Here is a 23,106-nt window from a genome sequence, read left to right on the forward strand (position 1 = left end):
CCATGACAGACAGCAAGCAAACTACCAAAACCCGCACCTCGAAAAAAGCCGCAACGGTCGAAGCTAGTCCCGCGATCGCTTCAACCCAGACCACCTTATTGCGAGAGCACGCCGAGCATCAGTTCGCCCATGAACTCGATGAACTCGCCAAACAAGATACGCGCCAGCGTCCCCCCAACTGGAAGCTCTCTCCCTGGGCCGTTTCAACCTATCTACTAGGAGGTATCCTCGACAACGGGTTTGAGGTGTCTCCCAAGTACATTGGTAATCGTCGTGTGATTGAAATTGCGGTGGCAACCTTGACCACCGATCGCGCTCTGCTCCTTTATGGGGTTCCAGGAACGGCAAAATCCTGGGTTTCCGAGCATCTATCTGCCGCGATCGCAGGTGACTCAACGCTACTCATTCAAGGTACAGCGGGAACCAGTGAAGAAGCGATTCGCTACGGCTGGAACTATGCGCGGCTGTTAGCAGAAGGCCCATCCATGCAGGCCTTGGTTCCTAGCCCCATGATGCGCGCGATGGAGATAGGGCAGATTGCCAGAGTTGAGGAACTAACCCGGATTCCCTCAGATGTGCAAGATACACTGATTACGATTCTCTCGGAAAAGACGCTACCCATCCCAGAACTGAATACCGAAGCGCAGGCAACCAAGGGATTTAACGTAATTGCCACAGCTAACAATCGCGATCGCGGTGTGAATGAACTCTCTAGTGCTTTGAAGCGTCGCTTTAACACCGTGATTCTGCCCGTTCCCGATAGCGCTGAGGACGAGGTGAATATTGTGCAGCGTCGGGTGACTAGCTTAGGCCGCGCCTTGGAGTTACCCGCTGAACCACCCGCCCTCGAGGAAATCCGCCGAGTCGTCACCATCTTTCGAGAGTTACGCAATGGTGTGACTAGCGATGGCAAGACCAAACTGAAATCTCCTACAGGCACCCTGAGTACGGCGGAAGCCATCTCCGTTGTCAGCAGCGGCATGGCGTTGTCCGCCCATTTTGGAGACGGCAGCTTAAACGCTAGCGATCTGATGGCAGGTCTGGTTGGAGCTGTGATTAAAGACCCAGTGCAGGATCAGGTTGTCTGGAAGGAATATCTGGAGACAGTGGTGAAAGAAAGAGAGGGGTGGAAAGATCTCTACCGCGCCAGCCGAGAGGTGATGTAACGCGATCGCTGCTTGAGATCTCCAGAAAAACTGACCCCCTTGAGTTATGTCACCAAGTTCTAATGTTCATATTTTCGGCATTCGGCATCATGGCCCCGGTTCTGCCCGAAGTTTGTTGCAAGCGCTGCACACCCTACAACCGGATGTGATTTTGGTCGAGGGACCTCCTGATGCGGATGATGTTTTGCCGCTGTTGGCCCAGGCAGACATGAAGCCTCCGGTTGCCCTGCTAATCTATGCCCCAGATCAACCACAGCAGGCGGTTTATTACCCGTTTGCTGTTTTTTCTCCAGAATGGCAAGCCCTGCACTATGGCCTGAAACACCAGATTCCTGTCCGGTTCATGGACTTACCGCAAATGCATCAGCTAGGGGTAAGCCCGCTTGAAGAACCCGTCAGGGAACCAGGAAACAGTGACGAAAAAGAGAACATTGCCACCACCGAACCAGAGGAGCTAACCCCCGACCCAGCGATAGATCTGCAACCTGAAGGCGATCGCCCTTTTTCTCCTACAGACCCCAGTCAGGCTGTGATCTCGGATCCTCTTACCTGGTTAGCCCAAGCTGCGGGCTATAGCGATGGTGAGCGCTGGTGGGAGCACATGGTAGAACACCGTCAAAACAGCACCGATTTGTTCGCAGCCATTCTGGAGGTGATGACAGTTCTCCGTGCCGAAGTCGAGGCTGACCCAGCTTACAGTTCTAGCCTCGCTCAACGCCATCCGCTCCAGGTTGAGCGAGAAGCTAAGCGAGAAGCTTACATGCGCCAAACCATCCGGGCCGCGCAGAAGGAAGGCAAAGAGCGGATTGCTATAGTTTGTGGGGCTTGGCACGCTCCAGCCTTAGCCGAGTTGTCAAACGCAAAAGCGGATACTGCAACCCTTAAAGGACTACTCAAAACCAAAGTTCAAACCACCTGGGTTCCCTGGACTTATGGGCGACTAGCGATGAGCAGCGGTTATGGCGCAGGCATTGAATCCCCCGGTTGGTACCATCACCTTTGGCAAGCAGGTATCTCCGACAAGCCAAGCTCTGCTTCCGCCTCTCAAATCACCATCAGTTGGATGACCTGCGTCGCTCGTCTGTTGCGGCAACAAGATCTCGATGCCTCCTCTGCCAGTGTAATTGAGGCAGTACGCTTAGCCGAAGCGTTAGCAGCTTTACGCGATCGCGCTCTACCTAGCCTCATGGAACTAAATGAAGCCACGCAAACCGTACTTTGCTTTGGGGATGCGCTGCCAATGAAGCTAATCCACGAAAAGCTGATCGTTGGCGAACGCTTGGGGGAGGTGCCCGACGAAACGCCAATGGTGCCTTTGCAGCAAGACTTGTTACGACAACAGAAGCGCTTGCGGTTGAAAGTTGATGCCACCGAGCAAACGCTAGATTTAGATTTGCGAAAACCCACCGATCTAGAGCGATCGCATCTCCTGCATCGGCTCAGTTTGTTCGGCATCGGTTGGGGTAAACCTCAGAGGAATGCAGGGGGCAAAGGCACCTTCCACGAGTTATGGCGCTTGCGGTGGCAACCAGAGTTTGTGATCGCTTTAATTGAGGTGGGGATTTGGGGCAACACGATTGAAGCAGCCGCGATCGCCTTTGTCTGTGATGCTGCGAATCGGGCCGCTGACTTGCCCGCTTTAACCCGACTGATTGACCAAACTCTATTAGCGAACCTGCCAGAGGCGATTCACCACTTAATGGTACGGCTGCAAGCTGAAGCCGCGATCGCCAGTGATGTCGCTCATCTCATGGCTGCCCTTCCTCCCCTAGCCAATGTGCTGCGCTATGGCAACGTTCGTCAAATTGACACAGGCATTGTTGGCCCAGTAGTGGATGGCCTGATCACGCGCGTTTGTATTGGTTTACCCGTGGCTTGTGCCTCGCTCAATGATGAAGCGGCTGCGACTTTGTACAACTTGCTCCTAGAGATGCATCGAGTCGTGACCCTATTGCAAAAGCCAGAACATCTCGCGGACTGGCAAGCAGTCTTAACTCAACTAGCCGATCAGCGAGGCTTACATGGTTTGTTAGCGGGACGTTGCTGTCGCTTGCTCTTAGAGTCTGGGGCTTTCAGTGCCGAGGAAACTGCTCAGCGTCTTGGTCTTGCCCTTTCCAGCACCAATGAACCTGCCCAATCTGCGGCCTGGGTAGAAGGGTTATTGCAAGGCAGCGGTTTGCTGTTACTTCATAACCCAACCTCGTGGCAGGTTTTAGATGAGTGGATTAGCACGCTATCGACCGAGCATTTCACAACGGTTTTGCCATTGCTCCGTCGTACCTTTTCGACCTTTTCAGCTCCAGAGCGGCGGCAAATGGGCGAGCAAGTGCGGCAAGGCAGAAGTGGTAGCTCAGCCAACCTTACTACATCAACTTCAAGTGAAAGCTTCGATCTCGATCGCGCCGATCAGATTTTGGCGATCGTGGCTCAACTGCTGGGAATTGAACTAGCCCTGCATCATCCCATTAATTCTGTCACCGCCGTCAAGGACACCCATTAGCTATGACTCAACCGTTTGACGAACGTCTCCGCCGATGGCGTTTAATTTTGGGTGGCGGATCAGCAGATGGGATTTGTACAGGTGGGGATACAGATGGGCTTGATCTGACCCTGAGTGCCGCCGACCAAGCGATGGATGATGCCTTGAGTGCTTTGTATGACAGCGATCGCCAGGGTAGCTTGGGCAGTTCTTCGCCCAAGGTCGCCCGCTGGTTGGGAGACATTCGCAGCTATTTCCCCTCATCCGTGGTCAAAGTGATGCAGCAAGATGCGCTCAACCGCTTGAATCTACGGCAAATGTTGCTAGAGCCAGAAATGCTAGAAGCTGTAGAACCAGATGTACATCTTGTCTCAAATCTGTTATCCCTCAGTGGTGTGATGCCCAGCAAGACCAAAGAGACGGCCCGGATTGTGGTACGGCGGGTGGTTGAAGAGTTACAGCGCAAATTAGAAAACCCTACTCGTCAAGCCGTAATGGGGAGCTTAAATCGAGCCATCCGCAATCGTCGTCCTCGTCACAACGAGATTGACTGGCATCGGACCATTCGCGCCAACCTCAAGCACTACCAACCTGAATACCGCACGATCATTCCTGAAACTCGCATCGGCTATGGGCGCAAACGCTCCTCCTTGCGAGACATCATTTTGTGCGTAGATCAAAGCGGTTCAATGGCAACTTCTGTCGTCTATGCAGGCATTTTCAGTGCCGTCTTGGCATCCTTACCTGCGGTGCAAACTCGTCTAGTGGTATTCGACACCGCCGTAGTTGACCTGAGCGATCTTTTACAAGATCCTGTAGAAGTTTTGTTTGGGACTCAGCTCGGCGGTGGCACCGATATCAATCAAGCTCTTGCCTACTGCCAGACTCTCATTCGCCAACCGCAAGAAACTATCCTGGTGTTAATCAGTGACCTCTATGAAGGAGGTAATCGCCAGGAAATGTTGAAACGAGTCGCGGCTCTCTCGTCCTCTGGCGTCCAGCTTGTCACACTCTTAGCGCTAAATGATGAAGGTGCCCCTTACTACGACCATCAAAACGCTGCATTTATGGCTAATTTAGGCATCCCTGCCTTTGCTTGCACCCCCGATCTGTTTCCAGATCTGATGGCCACAGCGATTAATCGGCAAGATCTAGGACAGTGGGCCGCTAAGCAAGACATCGTAACAGCTCGCAGCGATCGCTAACGGCTCTACCTTCACTTGAGCATGGCTTCCAGTTGGCTCAGCAACTCTTCTAACTGCTGAGTTTTTTCTGGACTACTCCACAGGGCTCGATCTTTCTTCGCTTGTTGTACTACTTGGGTTAAGCGCTGCTTTAGGTCTGGCTGAGCAGCTGGTTTCGTACTGCCATTCAGAGCTTTGACTCGTTGTTTAATTTCGGACAAACTGAGAGATTTACTCACAGCGTCTTTTAATAACCGTCGTCGTGCCTCTAGATCCTTAATACTGGCAATCACAATTCCCTTGGTATAGTGAATTTTGCCTTGACGAATCCCATCTAAAACTTCGCTCGGTTTCTTTAGGAGTGGCAGTCGAGTCGCGACAAAAGATTGCCAAGTGATCCGTCCAAAGGCATCAAAGATTTGCTTGACCAGTTCTGCTTCTTGGCTAACCAAAACGTTTTGGTTAGTTGTCCCTTTAGCAGCGTTATTCATCCGATAAAGGAAACTGATCACTTCTTCAGTGCCATAACCCAACTGAATTTCCAGCAAACGCAGCGTGTTATCCAGTTCTTCTAGGGCACTAAAATCACGGCGATTGGAATTCTCAGAGATCGCAGCTTGAAATGCAGTGCGGTCGTCCCAGTCGAATACCTTAACTGGAACTGTCTCCAGCCCTAAAATTTCTGCTGCCTTAAACCGACGCAGTCCTGCAACCAGCTCATACTGGCCCGACTGTCTGGGATGGGGGCGCACCCACAGCGGCGATCGAATGCCATTTGGTTTGATGTCGTTGAGTGCCCATTGTTGCAACTCGTCGTTGTCGTAGTAGTGACGAACTGGTTTGCCATCCGGGACAAAGGTAAATGTACAGGCGATCGCTTTCCAGGGAATGATCTGCTCTTTGGTTTCTTCAGCAGCTTGCGTAATTTTTTGCGTAGCTGCTTGACCAAAAACAAAGCTTAGTTCCTCACTGTTGGCGATCGCGTCACTGAGTTTGCGTCGTGTCGTCATGATTCAGCCTCAAACAGCTTCAGGGCTTCGGTTAAAAGTTTGGTGTAGACGTTGGCTGCCGACTTTGGTGCAGTTCCTTTCATCCGAAACACAGTGCTACCTTGGCCCGGTGCATCTTTGATACATTGGCGATCGGGAAGCGTAGTGTCTAAAAGCGGCAATAAACCACTTTGCAAAGCTTCTTTCGCTTCTCGCAACAAAACAGTGTTGTCTTTGACAGCATTGAGGTACAGCGCCGCCACAGGTAATCCACCCCGAATCTCTCTAGCTTGCCGCACAAACTGCACAATCTTGCCTGTGCTGGCTAAGTCAATCATGGAGTCTCGACAAGGAATTAGGACCATGTTGGAGCGAATCAGCATCGCTTTGGTGATTTCACTAGCATTACCAGGACCATCCACAATCACCACATCGTAGGACTCTGCCAGCTTGGGCAACTCATCGAAAAGAGTTTCTGGGTCGCTAATCACTTGGCAAGGCAAATCCAGCTCTTTCAACCACCCTGATGAACTCTGTTGACCGTCCGCATCGACCAAAATTGTCGAATATCCTTTTTGAGCAAACCAATCAGCTGCATGTACAGCTCCAGTGGATTTACCTGCTCCACCTTTCTGATTGGCAAAGGCTAATATCTTGGGCAACTTCGTCGCCACACTCACTGCTTTTACAGCTTTAGCTCTTGGCATAAGTTAAATAACCAAAACCTATGGTTTGATAGTATCACTGATTTTGTGCAGTGCAACATTGATCAGCAATTAACCAAAACGTTTTGGTTAAATAAACTTGGTTGGGATTAGTTGAGAAGGTTTCGCGATCGCCAGTCCTTCATTACTGTAGATGAATGACGCTGAGCCAATCTCCGCCCTCACAACCATTGCCACTAGGTCGCTCTGGCACCCCAGGCCAAATATGATTCCCATCTAAGGCGCAAAGACGACGAACGCTCAACTGTCCTGTATCTTTTCGAATCACATACAGCTTGTCCTGGGCAACCAAGCCCCAGCACAATCCTGTTACTTCAGACGCGATCGCCACAGATTCTTGAAGTGAAATGCCATTAACACTAAAGCACTCTTGCAACTTTGGTGAAATAATACCTTGCTCTAACTCTGCTTGTAACTCTAGATCTAGATTGAATAGAACTTCTTCATTCAGAATCCAGTCTCCTCGTAGTTCGACAGTGAGCTGATCTAGTTCGCTTGCTTTTATAAATTGCTGCGCTTCAGGCCAAGTCAGCCGAACTGCGTCTGTAAACAGGACATTTTCTAGTGCTTCGATTCCACCAATCATCTGAAACTCGTTTTCGACATCTGTTTCACCAATGCGCCAGCAAATTCGTTGCTTCGCTATGGTAGTGACTCGCACAGGCTGAATTTTAAGCTGATGAACTAGCTGCTGGCTGGCGATCGCGCCTGCATCATGACTCCAAAGCAAAACACTTCGCTGATGGAGGCCATCTACACGCACTGGTTTAGCAAACTGAATCACCAGTCCTACAGTCTGTACTAGCTCCAGAAATGCGTTTCTAGTCAGCACCTGATCATGATGCCAACTTGCATAAATAACTCGATTCAGGTCTGTAGGCGTTGGGTGTGTAAGCGGAGATGCAGTAGAGTTAAGGCTTGAGCCTAGTTCAGTGTCACTATCTGATACTTCTAGTAAATCTTCAGTTTGAGCGACAACAGGCGAATAGGCGCGATCGCTACCCAGAAAAAATTCCACTTTTTCTAGATACCGTAAGCACCGTTGATACTGGTTTGGGTATTCCTCGGCTACCCGTTTCTCTAAACGTCGAGCGATCGCGGCATCTCGCTTGGCCTCCCCAATTAAGTGGGTATAGCCGAGTTGGTCAGGCTGTTGAGAGGAGAAAGCTGCTTCTGGGGAATCGAACAGACATTCAATGCTGACGTCGGCAAAGAGCGAATCTGGCAACTGCTGATGATATTCAATACAAGCTGCCAAAAAATATTGCTCAATCAGCAGGCAATCTCCTAGTTTGTTATCCATCAACGCCAAAGCTGCTTGATTGCCAGGATCAGCAGCAATTCGCAAAGCCATGTCAGCATAGTGGCGAATAAAGTCTACCTGAGCGCCGCCCATAATACCGCAGCAATAAGCCAGATTTCGGCGCTTGGCAAAATACCAGTTCCACTCATCCGGTAGCCAACCATTTGTACTTTTGACGCGATGATTAAAAATTTCTGGGCGATACCACCAGCAGGTTGCTAAGGGTTTGCCAAAGACAAAATACTCCGGGTTCTGAGCAAGCACAGGCGCAGTGTTGACGACCGGGGGCAGCGGCTTCCACAAGAACACATCGTTATCGACATGGATGAAAGGCTGGGTTTGGCTACGGTAAGCCCATAGTTTACCTAAAATCCACCAATCTGGGTCTTGAGCTTGCAACGCATTTAACTCAGTTGTAACGCTATCAAACTCTAGCCCCAAGCCATCGATCAGCATTTTGGCTCCAGCATCATCCGTCACCAGCGCAGTTTCAGGATAATGTTTTCGCGCGGTTTCGAGCGACAAGATCCAAGCGAGAAGATGATGTTTTTCACTAAACCAGATGGTTTGGCGATGCGATCGGAAAGGTTTTGTCCAGAACGACCACACCGAGCGGGCGATCGCTTGGTTCATAAGAGATTACTTCCGATCGCCGTTCCCGAACCATAGTAACCAGGCACAACGACGGTGAAACTATCAGTGCTAGTCACGGTTCCACCTCTTGTCTGAACTGTGACTAGCACTTTTACCCCTCGTGAGAAGGACGGCACTCTCACCATAATCTGTGTTGCAGTCGGCGTACCGACTATAGTGCCATTCACAGAACCAAACCGAACGGCAGCTGTCCCCACAGTGAAGTTTTGGCCAGACAGAGTGATAATATCCCCTGCCTTGCCAAATTTGGGCGTAAACTGATCCGGCGCTGCATTGAAGAGGGGAGCAGGAGGTGGCGGAGGATTCACTACAAACTCACGCACAAATTGATTATTCGTGCGTAATTGATCGAAAATTTGATTACCTGGATCAGCAGTGAAACTAATTTGGTAAGTGCCAGGTTGGTCAAACTTGTGGGTAAACAGGAGCGCACCATCAGTTGATTGCTGTTGCGATCGCAGAGCCGTATGGGAATACAGCACTTGCTTAATAGATTGGGTAGGCGTTGCCTGGATATCGTCTGAGTCATCCACTACAGCTCGTAGCATCATCGAACCCGCAGAGTTTAGTGGCGGCACCCTACGAATTCCGACCTGAGAGACTTCCCAGCTAACATCAAAGCCCGCAGCATCCACGTTACCTTGGTTACTTAGAATTGCTCGAAATGTCACTTCTTGCCCCGCTACCAATGGGGTAGGTGAATCTAGCACAACATCTTGAACATTCAGATCCACAATATCGGCTCGCCAGAGTAGCAGATTGGTTTTCTGGTTCGCAGTTTTCACCACCACCAACCCGCCACCAATGACATTTCGCGGCATTTCTACCGTCAAGCGACTATTAGTGCGATCGCGAATTCTAGCCAGTTTATCTTGAAAGTAAACTTCAACCGTATCTGTTGGCGCACCGAAGTTGGCACCATCAAGGATCACAGTGCTTCCAGGAGCACCGCTCTCCGGTTTGATTTGCGTAATCAATGGTAAGTTGCGCCACAAACGCAACCGCGTTTCACCTAACCCGCTTTTAGACGAAATCTCTGTCAGCATGGCAGGCGTTTGGGTTGCCACTTCCAAATCATTGACGGAGTGAATCCCAACCGTTTTGAGTTTCTGGATCTCGACACTCTGGATTTCTGGCAGGTCTTCTAGGCGTCGATAATCACCCGTTTCCAGATCGACAGACTTACGGGTTTCTTGAACTTGGGTATCGAGGGCGGGCGTGAAACCTAGCTTTAAAACAGTAGCCCCCGTTTGACCAGGAGCTACGGTGCGAAACATGAGATGGCCGTTGGGGTCGCGGCGAACATCCACTTGAAGATCCAGGTTTAACTGGTTGACCATCATGGACAGTCGTCGATTTTGCGACTTGAGAATTAAGGTATCTTGAGCTTGATCTAACTCTGCCGTGATCACTTGGATCAGTTCAGATAACTCCCACTCATCATTGGGTAGAGCAGGAGGTTCATTGGGAGTCAGGGGGCGATCGCTATTGGTCACAGAAGCTATGTCACGTGATGAGATGGTAAGAACTAAAAGAATTTAGTCCAGAGGATTTAGCTTTAAGGTAACTCTAAAATGGCTCAAGGCATTGACTGATTTTGGCACCAGGGGTGAAGGTAAGGTAGTCATCAGTCGACTCCCTGACAGCGAATTGCCCGATCGCGGCGAGAGATGAAAATGCACCGGGATCGCGATCGCAATTTCATCAAGCTTTAAGCTGGGGAGAGCCATTTCCGAAGTCCAGTTCTGAAGATTAGACTCAGCTACTAGTTCCTCAACTTTATTAGGCGCTAGTTCATGCGTCACCGGAATTTGAGAAATCTCCCCAGCACTCATCACCACTAAGTCACTAAAGCGGATAGCAGGCATTCATACCCTCGAAAAATTGGAATTAGCTAACCTCTCCCCAACCCCTCTCCGCAGTAAAGAGAGACTTTAAATCTCGCTCCCCTTCCCTTGAGGGAAGGGGCTGGGGGTTACGTTTAGCTGTGTCTAACTGTTAACGCTAGTGCACACCGGAGGAGTGAAGCTCTAGACAATGGGAGCCAGATCCGACTCTTTCACCGTACCTGTACCATCGTTAAGCGGCTTGTAGTCAGTCTTAAACTTCAGAGTCACTTGACCGCTCATTTGGGTCAGCGTTTCGATGTTGCCCACCGTAGTTTGATCTACAGTACTGACGCTCAGGTTGTTGTAGTAAGCGCTGAGGCTAGCATTGCCCCAACCCCACATAGCACCTGCTTTTAGCGAACCACCGAAGCTAGTGCGATTAGTGTTGGTCGTGTTTGTGGTGGTGGAGTCAGTAGAGGACACCCGGAACAGCAGCTTGGTATTGATTTCGCCTTCGGTGATGACGATCCGGGCCATACCTTCACGCGCCATCTGCCGCAGTTGGTTCATGCCATCCTTGGCGAGACCATGCTTAACCGCTGTTCGAATAGTAGCAATATCGGTAGCCAGATAATTCTTTTTACCCGTGCTGTCTGCATCACCAATGCCTGCGGGATCATCTTGATCTAGCTTGCCTTTGTCTTCGTCTTTAATTTGACCATTTGCAACAGAGTCACCCAGGCCGAACACCTCCAGGATGTCCTCTCGGTAGCCACCTGTAACAGGGGCTAGGAAGTAAAGCCGCTTCAGGTGATAGGAGCGTCGAGGTTGACCCGTTGCAACCTTAAAGGTGGTAGCTGTGCCGTTGGTAGTCTCTTCAAACGCCATTTCCGCTAGCTTTTCCGAAATTGCATCTTCCGAAACGTTGTCGGAGGCAAATTCCTTCAAGCTCTTGGTTAAGTCAGATACCATTTCACTGTAGGCTTTCATCTGATCAACGGTAGCTTTGATGATCGAGTTGAAAGTGCCTGTAATTAATCCTTGGGTGAAATCAACAAATGCCATCCCGGTTTGCTGGGAGCCTCTTACCGCTGCATCGATCGCCCGCTCTGTCGTGCCATTATTACCTAGGGTTAACGATTCACCCACAGGTTGGACTAAGCCCATCGCCATCGATTCCAGATTGCCTTCTTGGGGTCGCAAGAATTCCAACAAGGTATCTTGCACAATTGTGGTCACACCTTGGCGCAAGAGTTCGCGTTCTGCTTCATCACTTCCGATGTTTTCCACATTGCGCTCGATCACTTCCATCAAGCGCTCGACACCACCTGCCACCGCTTCATCTACAGGAGCGATCGCTTCAGGCTGAGGTTGTAGTTCCATATCAGCACTCAGGTTCTCAGGGTTGGAATCGTTATTTTGCTTGCGATTACGAGCCATGTCTAAAGATCTCCTTGATGTTTAATAAATCCGAGGCAATTCGACCGCTGAGCACCAGCAAATCAGCAGAAACTATTTGAATCTGTTTTTCCTGATTTGGAGCTTGCAGTGACAGTCAAAAACTTTTAGCGAGAAAGTAACGATGTTGTTTGTTCACATCGCAGATAGCGCCTGGTTTTAGCAGTTGAGGCCAAATACGCCAGTATCTACCCAGTCCTGTTTGAGGAGCACCCACCAATCCACCGAAAGTCCACCCTGAATGTAGCTGTAGGGTAACCAACCGTACCCATCTTTACCCCAGCCTGTGCCCCAGGAATTCCGGATTAAGATCGCGCCTTTGCTTTTGCTGCCATCAGGTTTAGAATGCTCGATCACGATAGAGTCGTCATAGCCCACAGCTACCATTGCATGCCCTCCCTTGGGGCGATCGCTGTTGCATGGATATGGCAATTGACCGAGGGTTTCAGGCCGACTAGCATGCATCAAAGGTGTATCAAAGAGCATGGTGCCGAAAGCTAAGGGAAAACCTGCTGCTAATTGAGTTTTGATCGCCATCAACAACTCGGCAGTATCAATGTCTGGGGTATCTAGACGGACATAGTTAACTGATTTGTAGTTAGCAGCGAAGGCATAGCAAAACGCGGGTGGTTCTTCGTCTTGCTTGCTAAGGTCGTAGGGCCAGTACTCCTCTGGCGGAGCTCCAAATAATCGTAAAGCTCCCATCGCAGTGCGTAAAAACACTCCAACATTGCCTTGGGCTCGCAACAAATTTTTGGTGGCTTTATAAAGAAACAAGCGGGAGCGATGGCTGTACTCACTGAAAGCCTTTTGTTCTAAGTACTCGGCAATGGCGCTCACAACATGAGCAGTGCAAGACTCGATTTTGCCTTGATCTTCAACTGGAGAGAACCCTGAGCGTAGATCAACGAAAGCGGGTAGATCTAACTTTTTGAATTGCCTTTTTTCAATTAGTTCTGCAGATTGACCCATGACAGTTTCCATCATGGGTCGGATAGTTTTACTGGTCAACCTTAGATCTCGATGATCAGGATAATCGCGTATCCAGCCCATGCCATGTTGACGACTAGCGTTTCCATTCATGCAATGTTGTGACTTTCGATTTTCAGGATGAGGTGCGGACTTTTATATGCTTCAGCCCTTGTTTAGTTAATTCCGTATCTTCCCCAATTAGTTACAAAACTTACCGTGCTGTATCGCGTTCTACTTAGGGAACTGAGATTACAGGATGTTTCGTGTTAGAGGATATTGTTTTCTTAGATGAAACCGCTCTGGTTGTGCCTCAGCTAAGGGACTATATCAATAAGCAGGTGCGACCTATTCAGCAGTGAGTCAGTATGAATCAGTATTTTGCTACGGTGGCGAATGGTTTAGAGCCGCTCGTCGTTCAGGAATTAGAGCAGCTAGGGGCACATTCTGTGAAGCCAGGGTTTTGTGGTGCGGCATTTGAGGGCGATCGCACCTTGCTTTATCGCGTTAATCTATGGGCAAGGTTGCCATTCCGCATTCTCATGAAGTTGCGCCAGTTTCCTTGCCAGAGTGCCGAAGATCTTTATCGTGGAATTCAGACGATTGATTGGTCAGAGTATCTGACGCCAGATTTAACCTTGGCAGTGAACGCTACAGGCAAAACAGATCAGCTCAACCACACCCACTTCACGGCGCTTCAAGCTAAAAATGCGATCGTGGATCAGCAGCAAGAGCAGTTTGGCGATCGCTCCAATGTCGAGCTGCAAGAACCGGATGTGCAGATTAATATTCATATCGATCGTGAGGGCTGCACAGTCAGCCTGGATAGTTCTGGAAACAGTTTGCACCGCCGAGGCTATCGTCCTGCGGTTGGAGCGGCCCCGCTGAAAGAGTCTTTAGCAGCAGCCTTAATTCAGCTTTCCGGCTGGCAACCGGAGCAAATGTTTTATGACCCGCTCTGTGGCTCTGGCACCTTACCCCTAGAAGCTTGTCTAAAGTCGCTCAATATTGCCCCAGGACTGTTTCGGGAACGATTTGGGTTTGAAACCTGGCTTGACTTTGACCTCAATCTTCTGGAAGGCTTGATTCAAGAGGCGGAATCCAATCAACGGGACACTTTACCTGCACCGATTTGGGGCAGCGATCGCGATGCCAAGGTGATTGAGCAGGCGATCGCCAATGCCCAAACTTGCGGTGTACTAGACCAGATCTGGTTTTCGGAGATGGATCTTTCTGAGGTAGTTGCACCAACCGATAGCGGGGTTGTATTCTGCAATCCTCCCTATGGCGAACGATTAGGCCGAGACACCGACTTGGGCGCATTTTATAAACAGCTAGGCGATGTTCTGAAACAACGGTTTAAAGGCTGGACTGCTTTTATCTTGAGCGGTAACAAAGAGCTAGCTCAGTCGATCGGGCTGAAATCAAGCCAGCGAATCGCGGTGTACAATGGAACGCTGCCCTGCCAGTTAATGAAATATGAGCTGTACTAGAGATCTGGACTAAATATCAAATCCAGGCTGGAAGAACGCTCGTAGCACCACCCAACATCGATCATGCTCCGACTCACCGAAGTAAAACTACCGCTTGATCACCCTGAAGAGGCACTTCAGGCCGCAATCCTCAAAAAGCTGCAAATTACGCCTGCCGAGCTAGTCAGCTTTTCCATCTTCAAGCGCAGCTATGATGCTCGTAAAAAAGAAGACATTGTTTTTGTCTATATTCTGGACGTAGAAACGACTCAGGAGAAGCGGCTGCTCCAGCGATTCAAAAAAGATCCGCATGTTGTGCTCACGCCTGATACGAGCTATCGGTATGTGGCCCAAGCTCCTAACACGGCAACTGCATCTTTGGCGAATCGACCGATCGTAATTGGTGCGGGTCCCTGTGGCATCTTTGCGGGGTTGCTGTTGGCGCAGATGGGATTTCGCCCGCTGATTCTAGAACGGGGGAAGCCAGTCCACGATCGCTCGGTCGATACCTTTGGCTTCTGGAGCAAGGGCAAATTTAACTCTGAATCTAACGCCCAATTTGGCGAAGGGGGTGCAGGCACTTTTTCGGATGGCAAGCTCTACAGCCGAGTGAAAGATGCCAATCATCACGGTCGAAAAGTCCTCGAAGAATTCGTGAATGCGGGGGCGGCTCCGGAAATCCTTTACGTCAACAAACCCCACATTGGCACCTACCGACTGGTGAAGATTGTCGAGAATATGCGCCGCACGATCGAATCGTTGGGCGGTGAATTCCGCTTTGAAAGTCGGGTGCAAACGATTGAGATCGAGGAGCATGGTGAAAATCGGCAAGTGCGTGGTGTGGTCCTAGCCACTGGGGAGTATATCCCCAGCGAACACGTGATTCTAGCCGTGGGGCACAGTGCCCGTGACACGTTTGAGATGCTGCATCAGCAAGGGGTTTACATCGAACCCAAGCCTTTCTCAATTGGGTTTCGGATTGAGCATCCCCAATCTGTGATTGATCAGTGTCGCCTAGGATCACAGGCAGGCCACCCGGTTTTGGGTGCAGCCGATTATCAGTTGGTGCATCACTGCTCAAATGGGCGATCGGTCTATAGCTTCTGTATGTGTCCAGGGGGGCAAGTAGTGGCGGCAACCTCAGAAGTGGGGCGGGTGGTCACGAACGGCATGAGCCAGTATGAGCGTAGCGGTAAAAACGCGAACAGTGGCATCGTCGTTGGCATTACGCCAGAAGATTATCCGGGAAGCCCTCTAGCAGGAATGGAGCTTCAGCGTCGCTTAGAAGAGCGGGCTTTTGAGTTGGGTGGTCGCGCCTATGAGGCTCCAGGGCAATTGGTAGGCGACTTTTTGGCCCAGCAGCCCTCGATTACCCTCGGCAGCGTCAAGCCCTCCTACCGTCCAGGAGTGCATCTCTGCGATCTCAGCTCTAGCTTGCCCGACTATGCGATCGCCGCCATTCGTGAGGCGCTGCCTGCCTTCGACAAACAGATCAAAGGGTTTGCTATGCACGATGCCGTTTTAACCGGGGTAGAAACCCGAACCTCCTCCCCAATTCGGATTAAACGCAACACAGAGTATCAAAGCCTCAACACGGCAGGGCTTTATCCGGCAGGTGAAGGGGCGGGATATGCTGGGGGGATTCTTTCGGCGGGTATCGATGGCATTAAAGTCGCAGAGGCAGTCGCCCTCAACATCTTGCAAGGGGTGAATCCAGGAGCTGGGCAGGCGGCAACTCAGACTGCTTGATTCACTCCTGGTTCACAACTCTTGCTTCATAACCAATTAATAGACTAACGACCCGGAGCGCGAATATAGCCCCACTCTCCTCCTTCAAGTTGCGTTAAGTATGGGCCTTCAGGCCCAGGGGCTTGAGTGCTCCAACGTCCACTCAAATTCACGTAGGCCAAACCTTCTGAGAAGGAATTGGCATCTGCAAATTGAGGTGCGATCGCAAACTTGCCGCTTTTATCGATAAAGCCTGCTTTGTTTCCGAGTCGTGCCATTGCCAGCCCACCGGAGAAGGGAGATACTACGGCTACATCTTCGGCCACGACGGAGGTGCCATTGCCCGCTTGAGCTTGGGGAGCATAGAACTGCGCCGGAATCGCGATCGCGCCTTGGGCATTAATGAAACCCCATTTATCGGCAATTAATACGCCCGCTAACCCTTCAGCAAAGGATTGTGCCCGATAGAACTGGGGTGGAATTACTAGCTTGCCGCTTTTATCAATGTAGCCCCAGCGGCTCTCAGCGGTTTGTACTGCTGCCAATCCGCCTGCGAACGACTGAGCACCCGCAAATTGGAGTGGAATGACCACCGTTCCGGTTTTATCAATAAAGCCAATCCGATTGTTGCGCTCAACCTGAGCTAATCCTTCGGAAAATGGAGCAACTGAGCCATAAGGTTGGATGGGAATCACCCACTGCCCCTGAGGGTTGATGAAACCCCATTGCTGATTGAGTTGTGCAGCAGCCAATCCTTCGGAAAAGGGGAGAGCGTCGTCGAACTGAGGCGAAATCACAAGTTTGCCTGTGCGGTCAATAAAGCCGACCTTATTGCCTACTCTAACGGCTGCCAGTCCGGCGGAGAAAGGTTTGGCGCTAGCGAACTGCGGCTCCACTAGCCATTGCCCTTGGCGATCGATATAGCCCCAGCGAGTTCCCTCAGCATCGGGGACAGCTCCCACAGCCGCAAACCCTTCCGAAAACGGCAAAGCCACATTAAAGCGAGGGGCGATCGCGGTTTTGCCAGCAGTATCAATATATCCGTAGCGTCCATCTTTCTGCGCAACTGTAAGCCCTTGAGAAAACTGCCCAAACCCACCTGCTGCAGGAGGAATGGCAAACCCGCTCTGGTTCCCAGCAATGTACTGACTAGGAACCGTTTGACCGAGTTCTGGTTGGCTAGAAGCTAAAGCTTGGCAAAGGAGTACTGCCACTTCCCCCCTAGTAGCCGCTTGGTTGGGGCGAAGTTGTTTGACCTGCGGGTAATTCACGACTAAACGGTTCAGCGTCCCTGTGGCGATCGCCCGTTTGGCATAAGTAGGCACTTGAGCGGCATCGTCAAAATATTGCCGTAAGACTGCATCAGGCTGGTCGGGGGCCGGATGATTCAAGGCATTGGTAGCAATCGCGATCGCCTGGACTCGCGGAATCGCTTGAGTCGGTTTAAAGGTGCCATCTGGATAACCAGAAAAAAGCTGCCTTGCCGCCGCATCCTGAATCGCTCGGTAAGCCCAGTAAGTGGTTGGTACATCCCGAAAGGTGGGGGCCCTCTGCGATCGCGGCAGGTTGTGAAAAGCATTCAGCATCAAGACGGCAAACTCGGCCCGAGTCACGGTCTGGTTGGGCCTAAAGGTACCATTTGGGTAACCGTTGACTAATTTGCGTTGCGACAGTTGCTCAATGCAAGCTTGCCCCCAGTGAGTTGAAGTATCAGAAAAGCTCCAAGCGACGGATGAGTTAACGCTCCACATAGAGAAGGTGGCGATCGCCAGAGTTCCCCACCATTTAGCACCGGACATGAAAAGTTGCTCCTAGCCAGATTGAGTCTCCTTACCAGTCTGAGCAATTCTCCAGGCTAACCACTACGCCTGATGGGATGAAACTAAAACTGGATCTTTCCCTAGTCTCTTGTTTCATTGGCCCCACTTTGCCTGAATTCCTGTTAAGATGAATTTCTGCCAGTACATTCCGGTCTGTTGCTGGCGCATTGGAACTTGCTCATCCAAGCTCTCCAACTGAATCATAAGTTTCCTGCTCTTAGACTGGTCCCAGGTACTGAATTTGGGATAGGGGCACCACTAGGAGCGATCGCATCCATGACATTTCAACACCTCGGTCTTTCGGCCGACTTGCTTCGTGCTGTTACTGAGCAGGGCTACACTGAACCTACTCCGATTCAGCAGGCAGCAATTCCCGCCATTTTGAAAGGGCAAGACATTCTTGCTAGTGCTCAAACCGGGACAGGCAAGACCGCTGGCTTTACTCTGCCACTTCTGCAACGCCTTAGCGCCAAAACTGCTGGTAAAGGTGATCGCTCACCTCGTGCCCTTATTCTCACACCGACTCGTGAATTAGCAGCTCAGGTGGGTGATAGCGTCAAAACCTATGGTAAGTACCTGTCTTTGCGAGCCACTGTTATTTATGGCGGCGTCGGCATTGAACCACAAATTCAAACCCTGCGTCGGGGCGTGGACATTCTGGTGGCTACCCCCGGTCGGTTGCTGGATCACTTGGGGCAAAAGACTTTAGACCTTTCTCAGGTCGAAATCTTAGTCCTAGATGAGTGCGATCGCATGCTGGATATGGGTTTTATCCACGACATCCGCAAGATTCTGGCGAAACTGCCTCAAGCACGGCAGACCCTAATGTTTTCCGCCACTTTTTCTAAGGCGATTCAGCAGTTGGCTAATACCCTGCTTGACTCTCCTAGCCTGATCGAAGTTGCTCCCCGCAATACTGCTGCTGAGCAAGTAGAGCAGGTAGTGCATCTAGTCGATCGCAATCGCAAACAAGAACTCCTTTCTTATATGATTGGGTTCCACAACTGGCAGCAGGTGTTGGTCTTTACCCGCACCAAGCATGGAGCCAACCGCCTAGCTGAACAGTTGGCGAGAGACGGACTAAAAAGCACCGCGATTCATGGCAACAAAACTCAAGCCGCTCGCACCCGTGCCTTGAGCGATTTTAAGCAGGGAAAAGTGCGGGTCTTGGTCGCTACCGATGTTGCCTCACGGGGCCTAGATATTGATCAGCTGCCTCACGTCGTCAACTTTGAGCTACCAGATGTGCCAGAAGACTACGTACATCGCATTGGCCGTACAGGTCGAGCAGGCAATGAGGGCCGAGCGGTTTCCTTGGTCTGTGGCGATGAATACCCCCTGTTGAAAAATATTGAGCGCTTGCTCAATCGCACCTTTAGTAGAGACATCATTCCAGGATATGAGCCCACCGCCTCAGCCCAGTCGAAAGCAGACCCATCTAGCCGTAAGCGATCCGGTCAAGGTCGTGGTACTGGGGCAAAAACCCAGGCTCAAGCTGCTTCCACCCAGGGTAAAAAGCACACCTCCGCGAGAAGCCGCGATCGCAAACAGCTCCGGACTGGTTAAGGGTCTGCGTTAGTTCCTCAGCCAGAGCCACACCTGGGAAATGCCACTGAATTAGCTATCAGAGTAGGGTGAGTCGAGGAAAATTCTTGATCTTAAGTCGTGAGAGCGCTTAAGACCTAATTTTTAGGGAATTTTAGTACCGCTCCTACATCACAACACTTTACAATTGGCAACGTTGCCGTAAGTGTGGAAAAGGGTTCCCTAATATTCCAAGTGGTTGAAATTCAGCCTGTACTAGCTACGAAAGCAACACCGATTCCCTCTGAGTATCGCTTGCAGGTGGTCGTCAACGTTTTGTCGCATTTAATCTAAAGAGCAACTATGAAAGACCTCACTCGTTATCGCAATATCGGCATCTTCGCTCACGTTGATGCAGGTAAAACGACCACAACTGAAAGAATCCTGAAATTGACCGGTAAGATCCACAAGATTGGTGAGGTCCATGAAGGTGCGGCGACGACAGACTTCATGGAACAGGAGCAAGAGCGTGGCATCACGATTCAGTCTGCTGCTACGAGCTGTTTCTGGAACGACCACCAACTCAATATCATTGACACCCCAGGTCACGTAGACTTCACCATTGAAGTTTATCGTTCCCTTAAAGTGCTCGATGGTGGTGTCGGTGTTTTCTGTGGTTCTGGTGGTGTTGAACCCCAGTCTGAAACCAACTGGCGTTATGCAAACGACTCCAAAGTTTCTCGTGTGATCTACGTTAACAAGCTCGATCGCACCGGAGCTGATTTTTACCGTGTCGTCAAGCAAGTTGAACAAGTCCTAGGTGCTAAGCCCTTGGTCATGGTGTTGCCCATCGGTGTGGAAGAGCAGTTTAGTGGTGTCGTTGATCTGCTAACCCGTAAAGCTTGGATCTGGGATAACTCTGGCGATCCCATGAACTATCAGATCAAAGAAGTTCCTGCCGACATGGCCGATCAGGTCGAGACCTATCGTGAGCAGTTGATTGAAACTGCGGTCGAGCAAGACGACGAGCTGATGGAGAAATACCTGGAAGGCGAAGAGCTGACCATCGACGAAATTAAGCGGTGTATCCGTAAGGGCACCATCGACCTAGCCTTCTTCCCCACCTACTGCGGCTCCTCGTTCAAAAACAAAGGGGTACAGTTGGTGCTGGATGCGGTAGTGGACTACCTACCCAACCCTACGGAAGTCAAGCCTCAGCCAGAAATGGACCTCGAAGGCAACGAGATGGGCACCTTCGCCTATGTTGACTCTGAAAAGCCATTGCGAGCTTTGGCGTTCAAGATTATGGACGATCGCTTTGGCGCGCTTACCTTTACCCGGATTTACTCCGGTAAACTATCCAAGGGTGATACAGTCCTTAACACGGCTACTGGTAAGACCGAGCGGATCAGCCGTCTGGTGGAGATGCACGCCAATTCCCGCGAAGAGATCGAATCGGCTCAAGCGGGTGACATTGTCGCGATCGTCGGCATGAAAAATGTCCAGACGGGGCATACCCTCTGCGATCCTAAGAACCCAGCGACATTAGAACCAATGGTCTTCCCAGAACCCGTGATCTCGATCTCGGTTAGACCGAAAACCAAAGGTGGTGAGGAGAAAATGGTCGCTGCCTTGACCAAAATGGTGCAAGAAGACCCATCCTTCCACATGATGACGGATGAGGAGAGTGGCGAAACGATCCTGAAGGGGATGGGTGAGTTACACCTAGATATTAAGGTTGACATTCTCAAGCGGACTCACGGGGTGGAAGTAGAGGTTGGCAAACCTCAAGTTGCTTACCGCGAGTCGATCACCAAGCGTCTGGAAGATGATTACACCCACAAGAAGCAGTCGGGTGGTTCGGGTCAATTTGCCAAGATTGGCTACGTCATCGAGCCTGGTGAAGCAGGTACTGGTTTTGTATTCGAGTCCAAAGTGACAGGAGGCAGTGTACCTAGAGAATACTGGCCAGCGGTGCAGAAAGGCTTTGAAAGCTGCATTGATAAAGGTGTATTGGCTGGGTTCCCTTGTCTAGACTTGAAGTTCACGCTCCTAGAAGGTGGTTTCCACCCGGTTGACTCGTCAGCAATGGCGTTTGAGATCGCGGCCAAAGCAGCTTATCGCCAATCGATGCCTAAGGCGAGCCCTCAACTGCTAGAACCCATCATGAACGTAGATGTCTTCACTCCAGACAACTACATGGGCGATGTCATTGGCGACCTCAACCGTCGTCGGGGCATGATGAAATCTCAAGAGACAGGCCCGACTGGGGCTCGAATTAAGGCAGATGTGCCCTTGAGTGAGATGTTTGGCTACATTGGTGACCTCCGGACGATGACCTCAGGTCGTGGTCAGTTCTCGATGTCGTTTTCGCACTATGCGCCTTGCCCAAACAACATCGCTGAGGAAGTGATTAAGGAAACCAAAGAGCGCCAAGCTGCTTCATAGGGTTAAACGTAGCTTGCTGCTTCCAGTAAGCGTTTGATGTTTCCTAACGAATAGAAAAGCCTCCCACTGGGAGGCTTTTTTCTTAATGATGAGAATTGAGCACAATCTCAATTCCTAGCAAAGTTAGCGGGATCTTGATCCCGTCGATGTTTGACGGGAAGGGGAGGGCTCTGGCGATCGCCCACCAAGGCAGCAGTTGTCTCTAAAGCTGTCCTCAGTTGCTTTGCTGCGTAGATAGACATATCGCGGGGCGCGTTAATGCGATCGCGCAAATAACGCAGCGCCAGATCAGACCCCAAGGGTGGCAAACAGGTTTGGTTGGTCATCATGTAGGTGAGGGCACACCGTAAAGCTTCATCAAATAGTTTGTCATCAGCAGGATTGACCCGAATAATATTGGCGCGGTGCTTGATTACTCGGTGCAGGGCTTCAGCGCGTGAATTCTCAGGCTCTGGGTAAGCCACATCAGGTAGCCCAAACCAAGGGCCTTGATCGACTTGGGCTTTGTTCCGCAGCATCTGAGGCTCACCGTTTTCCCAGCAGCCCCCCATTTGAGGCGGCAAATCATGCACGTGAGTATGAAAATCGCTTTGAGTGCCACAATAGGTTGGTCGGCTTTCCATTGCGGCAAACCAGTTACTTAAACGAGGGTTTGCCTCTCGGAGCGAGTAGCCTTTGTAGTAATAAAGACTGGCATTCATGCGCTCGACATAGGGAGTAAAGATCACATCAGCAGTGCCGAACTCCTTCAAGAAGTAAGGGCCAGGGGTGCTGCCTAGGGCAAACTCGACCTTATCTACTACGCCTGTAAATTGCTCCCGGTTGCGCTGCTCTTGCTGAGCTGATCCGGTTGGGTAGCAAAGCCAAGTACACCAAGCTCTAAAGAGTAGCCGCTCCAACTGCCGCAGTGGCATCACGGTTGGGTCTTTCATGCCAAGACCGAGGGGACCAAATACCTGCTCTAGGGCGATCAAAATGTCATCACTTTCGGTGATCAGACGTCCATCTAGTTCGATCGCGGGTAGCATGCCCGATGGCACCTTGCGTTTGTACCAGCTCTCCTTTTCTCCGTAGCAGAACATGGTTACTTTTTCAATGCGGTAAGGAATCTGCTTTTCCTCTAGCCATAGCCAAATTTTCTGGCAGTAAGGGCACCAAGCGTGATTGTCGCGATATAGCGTGACGCGCACCTCGGACTCGCTGTGCCCGAACAGGCGCAAACAAGCCTGAGCATTGGTAGGCCCATTGACCGTATCGACTTGAAAATCGGTGAGGGCTTCTAGTTCAGGCCAACTGAGGGGAGCGATCGCCATAGAGATGGATGTCATTAGGGCTCGATTCAATGCGGATTAGTTTGG

The 23,106-nt window shown here is 50.8% G+C and carries 16 protein-coding genes; 7 read left to right on the forward strand and 9 right to left on the reverse strand.

The window, feature by feature from the left end; translation table 11 throughout:
- Nucleotides 1-2 precede the first annotated feature (2 nt).
- From H6F72_RS27915 to H6F72_RS27925, 3 genes are read left to right on the forward strand one after another with little or no spacing between them, the layout of a single operon-like run.
- Complete coding sequence (locus H6F72_RS27915) at nt 3-1,166, forward strand: AAA family ATPase (protein ID WP_190443028.1); 1,164 nt, start codon at nt 3-5, stop codon at nt 1,164-1,166.
- A gap of 46 nt (nt 1,167-1,212) precedes the next feature.
- On the forward strand, nt 1,213-3,666 hold the full coding sequence (locus H6F72_RS27920; protein ID WP_190443029.1) for a DUF5682 family protein: 2,454 nt from the start codon (nt 1,213-1,215) through the stop codon (nt 3,664-3,666).
- Nucleotides 3,667-3,668: 2 nt separating this feature from the next.
- Nucleotides 3,669-4,850, forward strand: coding sequence for a VWA domain-containing protein (locus H6F72_RS27925; protein ID WP_190443031.1), 1,182 nt, complete (start codon nt 3,669-3,671; stop codon nt 4,848-4,850).
- An 11-nt stretch (nt 4,851-4,861) separates the two neighbouring features.
- On the opposite strand, the gene H6F72_RS27930 is transcribed toward H6F72_RS27925, so the two are convergent.
- From H6F72_RS27930 to H6F72_RS27960, 7 genes are all read right to left on the reverse strand, one after another.
- Nucleotides 4,862-5,839 carry a ParB/RepB/Spo0J family partition protein gene (locus H6F72_RS27930; RefSeq protein WP_190443033.1) on the reverse strand — a complete coding sequence of 326 codons (978 nt, stop codon included), beginning with the start codon at nt 5,837-5,839 and terminating at the stop codon, nt 4,862-4,864.
- On the reverse strand, nt 5,836-6,525 hold the full coding sequence (locus H6F72_RS27935) for a ParA family protein (protein ID WP_190443036.1): 690 nt from the start codon (nt 6,523-6,525) through the stop codon (nt 5,836-5,838). The genes H6F72_RS27930 and H6F72_RS27935 overlap by 4 nt, the downstream gene beginning before the upstream one ends.
- Nucleotides 6,526-6,667: 142 nt before the next feature.
- A complete protein-coding gene (locus tag H6F72_RS27940; RefSeq protein ID WP_190443038.1) occupies nt 6,668-8,479 on the reverse strand; it encodes a DUF6734 family protein in 1,812 nt (603 codons plus the stop codon).
- Complete coding sequence (locus H6F72_RS27945; RefSeq protein ID WP_190443041.1) at nt 8,476-9,996, reverse strand: IPT/TIG domain-containing protein; 1,521 nt, start codon at nt 9,994-9,996, stop codon at nt 8,476-8,478. Before H6F72_RS27945 ends, H6F72_RS27940 begins: the two co-directional genes overlap by 4 nt.
- A 42-nt stretch (nt 9,997-10,038) precedes the next feature.
- Entirely contained in the window at nt 10,039-10,368 is a 330-nt protein-coding gene (locus H6F72_RS27950) for a hypothetical protein (RefSeq protein ID WP_190443043.1), read from the reverse strand.
- A gap of 162 nt (nt 10,369-10,530) precedes the next feature.
- Entirely contained in the window at nt 10,531-11,769 is a 1,239-nt protein-coding gene (locus tag H6F72_RS27955) for a hypothetical protein (protein ID WP_190443045.1), read from the reverse strand.
- 177 nt (nt 11,770-11,946) lie between these two features.
- Entirely contained in the window at nt 11,947-12,870 is a 924-nt protein-coding gene (locus tag H6F72_RS27960; RefSeq protein ID WP_190443047.1) for a C1 family peptidase, read from the reverse strand.
- A 254-nt stretch (nt 12,871-13,124) separates the two neighbouring features.
- Here H6F72_RS27960 and H6F72_RS27965 point away from each other — a divergent pair, with 254 nt between their 5' ends.
- Both H6F72_RS27965 and H6F72_RS27970 read left to right on the forward strand, forming a co-directional pair.
- The gene (locus H6F72_RS27965; protein WP_190443049.1) at nt 13,125-14,249 is read left to right on the forward strand and encodes a class I SAM-dependent RNA methyltransferase; all 1,125 of its coding nucleotides are present in this window, start codon (nt 13,125-13,127) and stop codon (nt 14,247-14,249) included.
- A gap of 63 nt (nt 14,250-14,312) precedes the next feature.
- Complete coding sequence (locus tag H6F72_RS27970) at nt 14,313-15,977, forward strand: NAD(P)/FAD-dependent oxidoreductase (protein WP_190443051.1); 1,665 nt, start codon at nt 14,313-14,315, stop codon at nt 15,975-15,977.
- A gap of 44 nt (nt 15,978-16,021) precedes the next feature.
- Here H6F72_RS27970 and H6F72_RS29910 read toward each other — a convergent pair whose 3' ends face one another.
- Nucleotides 16,022-17,755 carry a WG repeat-containing protein gene (locus H6F72_RS29910; RefSeq protein ID WP_199299358.1) on the reverse strand — a complete coding sequence of 578 codons (1,734 nt, stop codon included), beginning with the start codon at nt 17,753-17,755 and terminating at the stop codon, nt 16,022-16,024.
- A gap of 297 nt (nt 17,756-18,052) precedes the next feature.
- Between H6F72_RS29910 and H6F72_RS28000 the strand changes: the two genes are divergently transcribed.
- Together H6F72_RS28000 and fusA are read left to right on the forward strand one after the other, a co-directional pair.
- Complete coding sequence (locus H6F72_RS28000; RefSeq protein WP_190443053.1) at nt 18,053-19,342, forward strand: DEAD/DEAH box helicase; 1,290 nt, start codon at nt 18,053-18,055, stop codon at nt 19,340-19,342.
- A 321-nt stretch (nt 19,343-19,663) separates the two neighbouring features.
- Nucleotides 19,664-21,748 carry an elongation factor G gene (fusA, locus tag H6F72_RS28005; protein WP_190443055.1) on the forward strand — a complete coding sequence of 695 codons (2,085 nt, stop codon included), beginning with the start codon at nt 19,664-19,666 and terminating at the stop codon, nt 21,746-21,748.
- A gap of 107 nt (nt 21,749-21,855) precedes the next feature.
- Here fusA and H6F72_RS28010 read toward each other — a convergent pair whose 3' ends face one another.
- Nucleotides 21,856-23,076 carry a glutathione S-transferase family protein gene (locus H6F72_RS28010; RefSeq protein ID WP_370527572.1) on the reverse strand — a complete coding sequence of 407 codons (1,221 nt, stop codon included), beginning with the start codon at nt 23,074-23,076 and terminating at the stop codon, nt 21,856-21,858.
- Between the last annotated feature and the right edge of the window lie 30 nt (nt 23,077-23,106).

The sequence above is a fragment of the Trichocoleus sp. FACHB-46 genome (assembly GCF_014695385.1).
In the GTDB taxonomy this organism is placed as follows: Bacteria; Cyanobacteriota; Cyanobacteriia; order FACHB-46; family FACHB-46; genus Trichocoleus.